Origin of the sequence: Streptomyces malaysiense (genome assembly GCF_000980885.2) — a bacterium.
In the GTDB taxonomy this organism is placed as follows: domain Bacteria; phylum Actinomycetota; class Actinomycetes; order Streptomycetales; family Streptomycetaceae; genus Streptomyces; species Streptomyces malaysiense.
In genome coordinates this window covers 97,164-109,550 of sequence record NZ_LBDA02000003.1, presented here as the reverse complement: position 1 = coordinate 109,550, position 12,387 = coordinate 97,164, and the positions used below count along the sequence as shown (strand labels likewise).

General features: G+C 73.9%; 10 protein-coding genes. 2 read left to right on the top strand and 8 right to left on the bottom strand.

Annotation, left to right across the window (positions count from 1 at the left end; genetic code table 11):
* Window positions 1–109: 109 nt before the first annotated feature.
* The 5 genes from VT52_RS01325 to VT52_RS01305 form a co-directional block, all read right to left on the bottom strand.
* Window positions 110–733 carry a GntR family transcriptional regulator gene (locus VT52_RS01325; RefSeq protein ID WP_046421248.1) on the bottom strand — a complete coding sequence of 208 codons (624 nt, stop codon included), beginning with the start codon at window positions 731–733 and terminating at the stop codon, window positions 110–112.
* 277 nt (window positions 734–1,010) lie between these two features.
* Window positions 1,011–2,777, bottom strand: coding sequence for a 2-oxoglutarate dehydrogenase, E2 component, dihydrolipoamide succinyltransferase (sucB, locus tag VT52_RS01320; RefSeq protein ID WP_046421250.1), 1,767 nt, complete (start codon window positions 2,775–2,777; stop codon window positions 1,011–1,013).
* Window positions 2,778–2,837: 60 nt separating this feature from the next.
* The gene (gene lpdA, locus VT52_RS01315; protein WP_046421251.1) at window positions 2,838–4,226 is read right to left on the bottom strand and encodes a dihydrolipoyl dehydrogenase; all 1,389 of its coding nucleotides are present in this window, start codon (window positions 4,224–4,226) and stop codon (window positions 2,838–2,840) included.
* A 367-nt stretch (window positions 4,227–4,593) separates the two neighbouring features.
* A complete protein-coding gene (locus VT52_RS01310; RefSeq protein ID WP_046421253.1) occupies window positions 4,594–6,129 on the bottom strand; it encodes a leucyl aminopeptidase in 1,536 nt (511 codons plus the stop codon).
* Window positions 6,130–6,408: 279 nt separating this feature from the next.
* Window positions 6,409–7,194 carry an adenosylcobinamide-GDP ribazoletransferase gene (locus VT52_RS01305; protein ID WP_046421254.1) on the bottom strand — a complete coding sequence of 262 codons (786 nt, stop codon included), beginning with the start codon at window positions 7,192–7,194 and terminating at the stop codon, window positions 6,409–6,411.
* A gap of 64 nt (window positions 7,195–7,258) precedes the next feature.
* On the opposite strand from VT52_RS01305, the gene VT52_RS01300 reads away from it, so the two are divergent.
* Entirely contained in the window at window positions 7,259–8,029 is a 771-nt protein-coding gene (locus tag VT52_RS01300; RefSeq protein WP_046421256.1) for a hypothetical protein, read from the top strand.
* On the opposite strand, the gene VT52_RS38385 is transcribed toward VT52_RS01300, so the two are convergent.
* The 3 genes from VT52_RS38385 to cobT form a co-directional block, all read right to left on the bottom strand.
* Entirely contained in the window at window positions 7,963–8,703 is a 741-nt protein-coding gene (locus VT52_RS38385; protein ID WP_046421257.1) for a hypothetical protein, read from the bottom strand. The genes VT52_RS01300 and VT52_RS38385 overlap by 67 nt on opposite strands.
* Window positions 8,704–8,727: 24 nt before the next feature.
* Entirely contained in the window at window positions 8,728–10,542 is a 1,815-nt protein-coding gene (locus VT52_RS01290; protein ID WP_079174772.1) for a phosphatidylglycerol lysyltransferase domain-containing protein, read from the bottom strand.
* Window positions 10,543–10,619: 77 nt separating this feature from the next.
* Window positions 10,620–11,726, bottom strand: coding sequence for a nicotinate-nucleotide--dimethylbenzimidazole phosphoribosyltransferase (gene cobT / locus VT52_RS01285; RefSeq protein ID WP_046421260.1), 1,107 nt, complete (start codon window positions 11,724–11,726; stop codon window positions 10,620–10,622).
* A 136-nt stretch (window positions 11,727–11,862) separates the two neighbouring features.
* Between cobT and VT52_RS39640 the strand changes: the two genes are divergently transcribed.
* The gene (locus VT52_RS39640) at window positions 11,863–12,372 is read left to right on the top strand and encodes a methyltransferase domain-containing protein (RefSeq protein ID WP_420856249.1); all 510 of its coding nucleotides are present in this window, start codon (window positions 11,863–11,865) and stop codon (window positions 12,370–12,372) included.
* The last annotated feature ends 15 nt before the right edge of the window (window positions 12,373–12,387 follow it).

Here is a 12,387-nt window from a genome sequence, read left to right as displayed (position 1 = left end):
CTCGGGTGCGCCGGGCCTTCGGGGCGCCGTGTCGGGCGTTCCTCGGCCGGGTGCCGGCCGCGCGTCAGGCGTGTGCGGGCGCCGGCGTCAGGAGGGTGTCAGGGGGACGTCAGGCGCGCGGGGCGCAGCCGAGGACATGCGCCTTCACCAGTTCCGCGATCCGCGGGTCCCGGCGCTTGAACGCCTGCACCAGTTCCTCGTGCTCCTCGGCGTACGACTGCTGCACCGTGCCCAGCCAGCGGATCGACAGGGCGGTGAAGACCTCGATGCCGAGCCCCTCCCAGGTGTGCAGCAGCACCGAGTTGTCGGCGGCACGCACGAGTTCGCGGTGGAAGCCGACGGTGTGCCGCACCTGCGCGGTGCCGTCGGCGGCGCGGTCGGCCTCGTACAGGGCCAGCACGTGGGGTTCCAGGGCCGAGCAGTCGGTGGAGAGCCGGTCGGCGGCCAGCTCGGCGGCGATGGCCTCCAGGCCGGCCCTGACCGGGTAGCTCTCCTCCAGGTCGGCCGCGGTGAGATTGCGGACCCGGACGCCCTTGTTCGGCGCGGACTCGATCAGCCGCAGTGTCTCCAGCTCCCGCAGCGCCTCGCGCACCGGGGTCTGGCTGACCTCCAGCTCGGTGGCGATACGGCGCTCCACGATGCGCTCACCCGGCTGCCAGCGCCCGCTGACGATCCCCTCCACGATGTGCTCGCGGATCTGTTCGCGCAGCGAGTGGACTACGGGCGCGGTCATGAGGGCTCCTCCCGGGGGCTGACATTTAGACAATACGGCGGCTTCGCTCGGCGGGAGCGTGTGCGGGGGGCGCTTCGGTGCAGGTGAGACGAGGCTTACACGGGACGCGGAGGCGCAAACGGGCGCCTTTCGGTTCGGTTCGGTGGTTGCCGGACGAGTACGGGGCGTGTGCGCCCGGGAGGCCCCGCAACGGGCGGAGCCCCCGTCCGGAGAGGACTCCGGACGGGGGCTCCGTCGTGACGCCGCGCGTTCGTGACGCCATGGGGGCTTTCGCGCCTTACAGGCCGAGCTCGACCTCGAACTCGCCCGCCTCCAGGATCGCCTTGACCGCCGTCAGGTAACGGGCCGCGTCGGCGCCGTCGACCAGGCGGTGGTCGTAGGAGAGGGTCAGGTAGGTCATGTCGCGGACGCCGATGACCGTGCCCTCCTCGGTCTCGATGACGGCCGGACGCTTGACCGTGGCACCGATGCCGAGGATCGCGACCTGGCCCGGCGGCACGATGATCGTGTCGAACAGGGCACCGCGCGAACCGGTGTTGGAGATGGTGAAGGTCGCGCCGGACAGCTCGTCCGGGGTGATCTTGTTGGCGCGGACCTTGCCCGCCAGCTCCGCCGTGGCCTTGGCGATGCCCGCGATGTTGAGGTCGCCGGCGTGCTTGATGACCGGGGTCATCAGGCCCTTCTCGGAGTCCACCGCGATACCGACGTTCTCGGTGTCGAAGTAGGTGATCGTGCCCTCGGCCTCGTTGATCTTGGCGTTGATGACCGGGTGGGCCTTCAGCGCCTGCGCGGCGGCCTTGACGAAGAACGGCATCGGGGAGAGCTTGACGCCCTCACGGGCCGCGAAGGAGTCCTTCGCCTGGCCGCGCAGCCTCATCAGACGCGTCACGTCGACCTCGACGACCGAGGACAGCTGGGCCTGCTCGTGCAGCGCCTTGACCATGTTGTCGCCGATGACCTTGCGGATGCGGGTCATCTTGACGGTCTGGCCGCGCAACGGGGAGACCTCGAGCGCCGGGGCCTTCTTGGCGGCCGGGGCGGCGGCCGCGGCGGCCGGAGCCGGGGCGGCGGCGGGGGCCTTCGCGGCCTCGGCGGCGGCGATGACGTCCTGCTTGCGGATACGGCCGCCGACGCCGGTGCCCTTGACGGTGGCCAGGTCGACGCCGTTCTCGGCGGCGAGCTTGCGCACCAGCGGGGTCACGTACGCGCCCTCGTCCGTCGCCTGGGTGGCGGTCGGGGAGGTCGGCGCGGTGGCCGGGGTGACCGGAGCCGGAGCGGGAGCCGGGGCGGCGGGCTGCACCGGGGCGGCCGGAGCCGGAGCCGGAGCCGCGGGGGCCGCCGGAGCCGCCGGGGCGGGCGCCGGAGCGGGCTCGGCGGCCGGGGCCGGGGCGGCCGGAGCCGGAGCGGCGGCCGGGGCGGCACCCGGGGCGCCGATGACGGCGAGCTTGGCGCCGACCTCGGCGGTCTCGTCCTCGCCGACCACGATCTCCAGCAGCACGCCGGAGGCGGGCGCCGGGATCTCGGTGTCGACCTTGTCCGTGGAGACCTCGAGCAGCGGCTCGTCGGCCTCGACGGAGTCGCCGACCGACTTCAGCCAGCGGGTGACGGTGCCCTCGGTGACGGACTCGCCGAGCGCGGGCAGGACCACGTCGGTGCCCTGGGCGCCACCGGCGGGGGCGGCGGCCGGAGCCGGCGCGGCGGGGGCCTCGGCGGCGGGCGCCGGGGCGGGCTCGGCCACCGGGGCCGGGGCCTCGGCGGCGGGGGCCTCGGCGGCGGCCGGGGCCGGGGCCGCGGCGGGGGCGCCGCTGCCGTCGTCGATCAGGGCCAGCTCGGCACCGACCTCGACGGTCTCGTCCTCGGCGACCTTGATGGACGCCAGCACGCCGGAGACGGGCGAGGGGATCTCGGTGTCGACCTTGTCGGTCGAGACCTCGAGCAGCGGCTCGTCGGCCTCGACGCGCTCACCCTCGGCCTTCAGCCAGCGGGTGACGGTGCCCTCGGTGACGCTCTCACCGAGCGCCGGAAGGGTTACGGAAACCGCCATGGTTTCGGTTGCTCCTTACGAATTGCGGAAGTCTGTGTCGTCGCGCCCGTGACCGAGGGCTCAGTCGTGGGAGTGCAGCGGCTTGCCGGCCAGGGCCAGGTGGGCCTCGCCCATCGCCTCGTTCTGCGTCGGGTGGGCGTGGATGAGCTGGGCCACCTCGGCCGGCAGCGCCTCCCAGTTGTAGATCAGCTGGGCCTCGCCGACCTGCTCGCCCATGCGGTCGCCGACCATGTGGACGCCGACCACGGCACCGTCCTTCACCTGGACGAGCTTGATCTCGCCCGCGGTGTTCAGGATCTTGCTCTTGCCGTTGCCCGCGAGGTTGTACTTCAGAGCGACGACCTTGTCCGCGCCGTAGATCTCCTTGGCCTTGGCCTCGGTGATGCCGACGGAGGCGACCTCGGGGTGGCAGTACGTCACCCGCGGGACACCGTCGTAGTCGATCGGGACGGCCTTCAGACCGGCCAGGCGCTCCGCCACCAGGATGCCCTCGGCGAAGCCGACGTGCGCGAGCTGGAGGGTCGGGACCAGGTCGCCGACGGCGGAGACGGTCGGGACGTTGGTCCGCATGTACTCGTCGACCAGGACGTAGCCACGGTCCATGGCGACACCCTGCTCCTCGTAGCCGAGGCCCTGGGAGACCGGGCCGCGGCCGACGGCGACGAGGAGGACCTCGGCCTCGAACTCCTTGCCGTCGGCGAGGGTGACCTTGACGCCGTCCTGGGTGTACTCGGCCTTCTGGAAGAAGGTGCCGAGGTTGAACTTGATCCCGCGCTTGCGGAACGCGCGCTCGAGAAGCTTCGAGGAGTTCTCGTCCTCGACCGGGACGAGGTGCTTGAGGCCCTCGATCACGGTCACGTCGGAGCCGAAGGACTTCCACGCGGAGGCGAACTCGACGCCGATGACACCGCCGCCCAGGATGATCGCGGACTTGGGCACGCGGTCCAGGACGAGGGCGTGGTCGGAGGAGATGATCCGGTCGCCGTCGATCTCCAGGCCCGGCAGCGACTTCGGCACGGAGCCGGTCGCCAGCAGGACGTGGCGGCCCTGGACGCGCCGGCCGTTCACATCGACGGAGGTGGGGGAGGACAGCCGGCCCTCGCCCTCGATGTACGTCACCTTGCGGGAGGCGATCAGACCCTGGAGGCCCTTGTACAGGCCGGCGATCACGCCGTCCTTGTACTTGTGGACGGCCGGGACGTCGATGCCCTCGAAGGTGGCCTTGACGCCGAACTGCTCGCTCTCGCGGGCCTGGTCGGCGATCTCGCCCGCGTGCAGCAGGGCCTTGGTGGGGATGCAGCCCCGGTGCAGGCAGGTGCCGCCGACCTTGTCCTTCTCGATCAGGGCGACGTCCAGGCCCAGCTGCGCCCCGCGCAGGGCCGCGGCGTAACCACCGCTACCACCGCCGAGGATCACTAGGTCGAAAACGGTGCTGGCGTCGTTCGCCACGTCACGTCCTCCATGCATGTGCGCCTTGCGCCGATCTCCGATGACCGGCGGGCGGCTGGTGTCCGGCCGCTTGATGCTTCGGCCCTTCGGTGGGGGCCCTGTCCTGCCGGGCTCCATCTTTGCACTTGTTGGGGGCGGACGAGACGCCGGGCTGGTGTGTGAGACGTCCCACTGCGGGGGCGCCGAAGGGGCGCGGGCCGCCGTCCGACACGCGGCCGCGCCCTGCGGGCGCGCGGGTTCGTGGGGTCTCACCTGCCGCGGAGTCGGGCGGCAGCCGGCCCGGAGGGGTGCGGGGAACCGTGCGGGCAGCTCTCCGCACCCCTCGGGACGCGGCGGGGACCGTGCGGTCCGGGCCGCCGCTCGGGCGTCAGCCCAGCTCGCCCTCGGCGGTCAGCTCCACGAGCCGGACCAGCGTACGCACGGCCGTGCCGGTGCCGCCCTTCGGCGTGTACCCGAAGGGCGCGCCCTCGTTGAAGGCCGGGCCGGCGATGTCGAGGTGCGCCCAGGCGATGCCGTCGCCCACGAACTCGCGCAGGAAGAGGCCGGCCAGCAGGCCGCCGCCCCAGCGCTCGCCGACGTTGGTCATGTCGGCGACCTGGGACTCCAGGCCCTTGGTCAGGTGCTCCGGCATCGGCATCGGCCACGCCGGCTCGCCGGTCTCCTCCGCCGCCTCGTACACCGCGGTGCGGAAGGCGTCGTCGTTGGCGATGACACCCAGCGTCCGGCTGCCCAGTGCCACCATCATCGCGCCGGTCAGCGTCGCGACGTCCACGATCGCGTCCGGCTCCTCCTGCGACGCGGCCCACAGCGCGTCGGCGAGGACCAGCCGGCCCTCGGCGTCGGTGTTGAGCACCTCCACCGTCTTGCCGCTGTACATGCGCAGCACGTCACCCGGGCGCACCGCCGAGCCGGACGGCATGTTCTCGGCCAGCGCGAGCCAGCCGGTGACGTTCGCCTCCAGGCCGAGCCGGGCCGCGGCGACGACGGCCGCGAACACCGCCGCGGCACCCGCCATGTCGCACTTCATCGTCTCGTTGTGACCGGCCGGCTTCAGCGAGATGCCGCCCGAGTCGTAGGTGATGCCCTTGCCGACGAAGGCGAGGCTCCGCTCGGCCTTCGGGTGCGTGTACGCCAGCTTGACCAGGCGCGGGGCCGCCGCCGAACCGCCGCCGACGCCGAGGATGCCGCCGTAGCCGCCCTTGGTCAGCGCCTTCTCGTCGAGCACCTGCACCTTGAGGCCGTGCTCCTTGGCCGCGGCCTGCACGATGCTCGCGAAGCTCGCGGGGGTGAGGTCGTTCGGCGGGGTGTTGACCAGGTCGCGGGCGCGGTTCAGCTCCTCGCCGACCGCGAGGGCGCGGGCCAGGGCACCCTTGTGGGCGGCGTCGCGCGGCTTGCCGCCGAGCAGCACGGCCTCGCCCAGCGGGGCCTTGCCGTTCTTCGCGCGGGCGCCCTTCGCCTTGCTGTTGCTCTCCTTGTAGGAGTCGAAGGAGTACGCGCCGAGGAGCACGCCCTCGCCGATCGCCTCCAGGGCGCCGGGGCCGTCCACGGGCAGCGCGAGCGCGGCCTTCTTGACGCCGGTGAGCGCCCGGGCCGCCGTACCCGCGGCCCGGCGCAGCGCCTCGGCGTCGAAACCGGTCTCGGCGTCGGGCTCCGCGCCCAGGCCCACCGCCACCACGAGCGGGGCCTTGAAGCCCGCGGGGGCGGGCAGCTTCGTCAGCTCGCCCTCGGCACCCGAGGCGCCGAGGGTCTCCAGGACGCCGGCCAGGCTGCCGTCGTACGCCTTGTCCACGGCCTCGGCACCCGGCGCGACGACGGGTCCCTTGGCGCCCTTGGCGACACCGATCACGATCGCGTCGGCCCGCAGGCCGGGCGCCGCGGCGGTGCTGAGAGTCAGAGCAGTCACGGTGGTGAGTTCTCGCTTCCGGTGTGAAGTTGCTTGGGGTGGGTCGACCGGGCCCGACAGCCGACCCTAGGTCCAGGTCTGGGGGCAGGTGGCAACCGGGGTCCCCGCCTCGTAGGCGGACACCCGGGACGAGGGTACGCGCGTGCCCGCCCGCGCTCGTGCCCGCGGTGTTCACCCGTACGTGGCGCGGCGGCCGCCACCGTCTGCCGGAGCAGGCCCCGTGACCTTCCCTTTCGCCGTCAAGTACCCCCTCGAACGGAGGAGTTGCCGGCCGCCCCGTCAGGGTCCGAAGGCCAGCACCACGAGGGACGCCGTCGCGGCCGTCTCCGCGAGCGCGCCGAACACGTCCCCGGTCACCCCGCCGAAGCGGCGCACACAGCGGTGCAGCAGGAGTTCGGCGACGGCGAGCGCGAACAGCACGGCGGCCGCGGCGCGCAGGGCGCCGTACGGGCCGAACGCGGCGCCCCAGGCGGCCGCGCCGGCGGCGCACAGCACGGTGAGCGCGAGCGCGCCCGTCGCCGGCACCACCCCGGCGACGGCCGCGCCGAGCCCCTCGGGCCGCGCGGCCGGCACCCCGCCGCGGGCGGCCAGGGTGAGCGCGAGCCGGGCGGTCACCGCGGAGGTCACCGCCGCCGCCGCGCCGCGCGCCCACGAGTCGTCGTACGACTGTGCCAGCACGGCCGCCTGGGCCAGCAGCGTCAGCACGAGGGTGAGGACCCCGAACGGGCCGATGTCCGAACGCTTCATGATGCGCAGCGCCTCCTCGGCCGGCTTGCCGCTGCCCAGCCCGTCGGCGGTGTCGGCGAGCCCGTCCAGGTGCAGCCCGCGGGTGAGGACGGCGGGTACGGCGACCGAGCCGACGGCGGCGAGCGGCGGGCCCGCGCCCAGGAGGAGCAGGAGCAGCGCGAGGGCCACCGAGAGGGCGCCGGCGACCAGGCCCACCAGGACGGCGGCCAGCATGCCCCCGCGCGCGGCCCCGCGGTCCCAGCGGTGCACCCGGACGGGCAGCACGGTGAGCGTGCCGAAGGCGAACCGGAGACCGTCGAGGGGCGAGGACGTGCGCATCGGCGCAGGTTACCCGGCGGCCTCGGGGCCGCCGTGGGCCGGGCTCCGGGGATAAAGTGCGCACATGGGGCACTGGTGGATGCGGAACATCATCGAACCGGGCAAGCTTCCGCTGCTGCTCGCCCTCAGCGCCTTCGTGCTGACGTTCGCCGTCACCCGGGTGATCACCCGTCTGATCCGGGCCGGCAGGGGCCCGTTCCGCAACGTCAACGCGGGCGGGCTGCACATCCACCATGTCGTCCCCGGGGTCGTGCTCACCGTCGTCGGCGGCTTCGGCGCGATCGCCAGCGACCGGCACGGCGCCGGCGGGGCGCTGGCCGCCGTGGTGTTCGGGATCGGCGCGGGCCTGGTCCTGGACGAGTTCGCGCTGATCCTGCACCTGCACGACGTCTACTGGACCGAGGAGGGCCGCAAGAGCGTCGAGGCCGTCGTGCTCACCGCCGCCCTGGTGGGCCTGCTGCTCGCCGGGTTCGCGCCGTTCGGCGTCAACGACCTGACCCAGGAGGAACTCACCGACCGCGGCACGGTCATCGCCAACACGGCCGCCAACTTCATGCTCTCCCTGGTCGCCCTGAGCAAGGGCAAGACCCGCACCGCGGTGTTCGGGGCGATCGTGCCGCTGGTCGCGCTGGTCGGCGCGCTCCGCCTGGCCCGCCCCGACTCCTTCTGGGCCCGCCGCTTCTACGTCCGCCGCCCCCGCGCCCGCGCGCGGGCCACCCTGCGCGCCTACCGACACGACCGCTGCTGGACCCCCCGCAGCCGGGCCGTTCAGGACTGGATCGGCGGCAGGCCCGACCCCGACCCGGATCCGGCCCGGCTGCCCGGCGGCCGCTGAAGCGGGCGGCAGGGGTGGTGCCGTACCGCCACCGCCAGGCACAGCGAGCCCACCGCCATCAGCGCGGCCAGGTGCTCCTTGCCCGCCAGGTTCTCCTTGAGCAGCACCTCCGCGACCATCGCCACCGTCACCGCGCCCGTCGTGGCGTACGCGCCGTGCCGCCAGGCCACGAACACCGCGAGGCCCACCACGGCGGCCGACGGCCCGGTGTCCACCACCTGCGCGTCCGTCCACGGCAGCCCGAAGGGGACGTGCGCGCCGAGGGTGATGCCGAGGCGCGCGTACAGCGTTCCGGCGAGCGTGGCGAGATACGCGATGCCGAGCGTGCGCCGCCAGCCCAGGCACAGCTCGGCGATCCCGAACACGAGCAGGATCTGCGCCAGCGCCCCCCACACCGGCAGGTCGAGGGCGGGCACGAACAGCGACAGGGGGGTGCGCAGCAGGCTCAGCCACAGGGGGTCCTCGGCCCGGACCGCGCCGAGGCTCTGTACCAGCCGGAAGCCCCACGGCCGGTTCTGCGCGAACTGGAGCAGCGCGGTCAGGGACACCGCCACGGCGGTCATCGGCATCGCGGTCACCGGCATCGCCCACGGCCGCGGCCCGAGCAGGGGCCCGCGCACGGTGCCGTACAGCGGTCCCCACTCGGCGCGGGCCCAGCGGACGAGCGATCCCATGCGAAAACCCCTACCCCGGTTCGGTCATCGGCGCGCCCCGAGTCGTCCCCGGTGCAGCCACTTGGGCAGCCCCGGCGCCTCCAGGAAGCCCTCCGCGCGGGCCGAGGCGAGGCCGATGCGCGGCAGGTCCGCGCTCTTCTCGAAGAGCAGGAACCGCGGCTCCCAGATGGGCCGGTACTTGGCGTTGGCGCGGTACAGCGACTCGATCTGCCACCAGCGGGAGAAGAAGCTGAGCAGCGAGCGCCACAGCCGCAGCACCGGCCCGGCACCGAGCCGTGCGCCACGCTCGAAGACCGAGCGGAACATCGCGAAGTTCAGTGAGACCTGTGTGACACCGATCTCCCCGGCGCGCCGCAGCAGTTCGATGACCATGAACTCCACCAGCCCGTTCTCACAGGCGCGGTCGCGGCGCATCAGATCCAGCGACAGCCCACCCGGGCCCCACGGCACGAAGGACAGCAGCGCGCGCGGCCGGCCCCCGGCGTCCGTGCACTCCAGCATCACGCACCGGCCGTCCGCCGGATCCCCGAGCCGCCCCAGTGCCATGCTGAACCCGCGCTCGGTCGCCCCGTCCCGCCAGTCGTCCGCGCGCTCGACCAGCAGCGCCATCTCGGCCGCCGGGATGTCCTCGTGACGGCGCACGCGCACCTCGTAGCCGGCCCGCCGCACCCGGTTGTACGCCTGTCGCACGGTGCGCATCGCCCGCCCCTCCAGGGTGAAGTCGGCGACCTCCACGAGCGCCTCGTCACCGAGTTCCAGGGCGTCCAGGCCGTGCCGGCGGTAGACGGTGCCCGCCTCCTCGCCGGCCCCCATCACCGCCGGGATCCAGCCGTGCGCCCGCGCCTCGTCAAGCCACGGCGCGATCGCGCCCGGCCACGCCTCGGGGTCGCCGAGCGGGTCCCCGGAGGCGAGGCTCACCCCGCCGATCACGCGGTAGGCGACGGCCGCCTTGCCGGTCGGCGACCACACCACGCTCTTCTCCCGGCGCAGCGCGAAGTAGCCGAGCGAGTCACGCTCGCCGTGCCGTTCCAGCAGCGCGCGCAGCCGCCTCTCGTCGTCCGCGGTGAGCGGGTCGACGGCGCGCCGGGAGCGGAAGGCCGCGTAGAGCACGGCGAGGACCAGGGCCGTACTGAGCACGTTGATGACGACGTTGGCCCAGTTGGGCGGGGCGATGCCGGGGAAGTGGCGCTCGTCGGCGGAGACCGAGACCAGGCGCAGGGTGCCGTAGTGCCAGCGCTCCCAGAACGTCGAACGGGCCGCGTCCGGCGCCTGGTTGGTGACCGTCACCAGCAGCCCGGCCAGCAGGCCGGCGGCCAGGCCGCCGCCGACGGCGACGGTGGCCGCCAGCCGGGGGTTCGCGCGGTCGCCCTTCGCGTAGAACTCCCGCCGCCCCATCAGCAGCGCCCCGACGAACGCGGCCGTCAGCGCCAGCGACACCCAGTTCTGCGCGTACCGGTGGATCTCCGGGAACGCCATGGCGAACGCGAACAGCGCGAGGAAGACGCCGCTGAGCACGAGGTTGAGGATCCACGCCGCGCGCTTGCGGCGCCGCATCGTGATCGCCAGGAACGCGGTGAACACGCCGGAGGCGAAGCCGGCGGTCAGCAGGTACGGCGTGAAGAAGTCGTCCTGGTTGTGCCGACGCACGTCCTGGTACAGCGAGACCCACACCGCGGTGAGGAAGTTGATGAACGCGACGACCCGCAGGTACCAGACCGCGAAGGCGGCGGCCCGGGGTGACACCCCGCCCGACCGCCGTCCGGCCCCGTGCGACCGCTCCGCTTCGACCGACCGCTCCGTCCCGACGCGCGGCGGGGCGGCAATTCGGGCATCTCCCATGGTGATGGATCATATGGGGGTTGCCTGAGCGAACGGCACTTATCGCCTCTAGGGGCCGGCTGTTTCCCGTCGTCCGGCTACGCCTCCTCGGCCTCCGGCTCCGCGGCGGCCGCGGCGGCCTCCGTCTCCTGGCCGGGCTCCGGCCGCTCCGGCATCTCCGCGGCCAGTGCCGCCGCGGCCCGCACCAGCGGGAGCGCCAGCAGCGCGCCCATGCCCTCGCCGACCCGCACGCCCTGCTGGAGCAGCGGCTCCAGGGCCATCCGGTCCAGCGCCTTCGCCTGCCCTGGCTCGCCGCTGTCGTGCGCCGCCAGCCACCAGTCCGGCGCCCGGAACGCGACCCGCTGCGCCACCAGCGCGCACGCCGCGCTCACCACGCCGTCCAGGATCACCGGCAGCTTGCGCACCGCGCACTGGAGCAGGAACCCGGTCATCGCCGCGAGGTCCGCCCCGCCGACCGCGGCCAGCAGTTGCGCCTGGTCGCCGAGCACCGGCCGCGCCCGCCGCAGCGCGTCCCGGATCGCCGCGCACTTGCGCATCCAGGTGAGGTCGTCGATCGCGACGCCGCCCCGCCCGGTCACCACCGACGCGTCGGTCCCGCACAGCGCCGCGATCAGCACCGCGGCCGCGGTGGTGCCGCCCACGCTGATGTCGCCGAGCACCACCAGGTCCGTACCGGAGTCGGCCTCCTCGTCGGCCACGGCGATGCCGGCCCGCAGGGCGGCGTCCGCCTCCTCCTCGGTGAGCGCGTCCTCGATGTCGATACGGCCGCTGCCGCGCCGCACCCGGTGCCGCCCGACGTCCTCGGGGAGGTCGGCCGGATCGCAGTCCAGGGCCATGTCCACGACCCGGACCGGCACCTGGAGCCGGCGCGCCAGCACCGCGGCGGGGCTCGTGCCCTCCAGCGCGTCCCGCACCAGTTCCCGCGCGCCGCCGGCGGGCCGCTTCGAGACGTCCAGCCGGGCGACGCCGTGGTCGCCGGCGAAGAGGATCAGCCGCGGCCGTTCGACGGTCCGCACCGGTACGGCGCTCTGCGCGGCGGCCAGCCACTCGCCCAGCTCGTCCAGGCGCCCCAGCGCCCCGGGAGGCACGATCTGGCGCTCCCGCCGGGTCTCGGCGTCACGGCGCACGCCCGCGTCCGGGCGCTCGATCAGATCGGTGAAGTCGTCCAGATCAATCCTGCTCATTCGCCGAACAGTACCGCCAGCGGGCGAACGGTTCCGCGCCACATCGCCACCACGGCCGGGCGATGTCATTGCACCCGGGATCGGCATCCCATACGTTCCGTTTTGCAGCGAAATGTCGCACAGGGAGCCGCCGTCCATGCCGACCTCGCCCCGCACACCGGAGCCCCTCCTCCGACGAAGCTTCTACGCCCACCACTGGGCCCGGATCCGGCACCGCCTCACCGCCCGCGCGCTGTCGGCACTGCCCGAACCGGAGAGCTGGCTGGACGTGGGCACGGGGTACGGCCATTTCCCGGAGGCGGCGAAGCGCTTCTTCCCCTACACGAGCTTCGACGGCGTCGACCCGACCGGCCGCGTGGAGCACGCGCTGGCGCGGGGCCGGGTGGAGGAGGCGTACCGGGGCCACCTGGCCGACGTGGCGCCCCGGCTCCGCGCCCGCTACGACGTGGTGAGCGTCTTCGGCCCGCCGGCCGACCCGGCCGAACTCCACTGCGCGCTCACCGTGCTGCGCCCCGGCGGCCACATCGTCCTGGGCGCCGGCTGGACGCCCGCCGACGCGGAGATCCCCGGCTGCGCCGTCCTGTCCGGCCTCCGCCGGATCCCGCTCCTCCACGACCACCGGTTCGTGGCCCGCAAGACCGCCTGACCCCGGCTCCGCCGC

Coding starts and splice junctions, on each gene's coding strand:
- VT52_RS01305 (WP_046421254.1), bottom strand. CDS start 7,194: ATGCGCACGTCCTCGCCCCTCGACGGTCTCCGGTTCGCCTTCGGCACG.
- VT52_RS01300 (WP_046421256.1), top strand. CDS start 7,259: ATGGGGCACTGGTGGATGCGGAACATCATCGAACCGGGCAAGCTTCCG.
- VT52_RS01325 (WP_046421248.1), bottom strand. CDS start 733: ATGACCGCGCCCGTAGTCCACTCGCTGCGCGAACAGATCCGCGAGCAC.
- cobT (WP_046421260.1), bottom strand. CDS start 11,726: ATGAGCAGGATTGATCTGGACGACTTCACCGATCTGATCGAGCGCCCG.
- VT52_RS39640 (WP_420856249.1), top strand. CDS start 11,863: ATGCCGACCTCGCCCCGCACACCGGAGCCCCTCCTCCGACGAAGCTTC.
- VT52_RS38385 (WP_046421257.1), bottom strand. CDS start 8,703: ATGGGATCGCTCGTCCGCTGGGCCCGCGCCGAGTGGGGACCGCTGTAC.
- VT52_RS01290 (WP_079174772.1), bottom strand. CDS start 10,542: ATGGGAGATGCCCGAATTGCCGCCCCGCCGCGCGTCGGGACGGAGCGG.
- sucB (WP_046421250.1), bottom strand. CDS start 2,777: ATGGCGGTTTCCGTAACCCTTCCGGCGCTCGGTGAGAGCGTCACCGAG.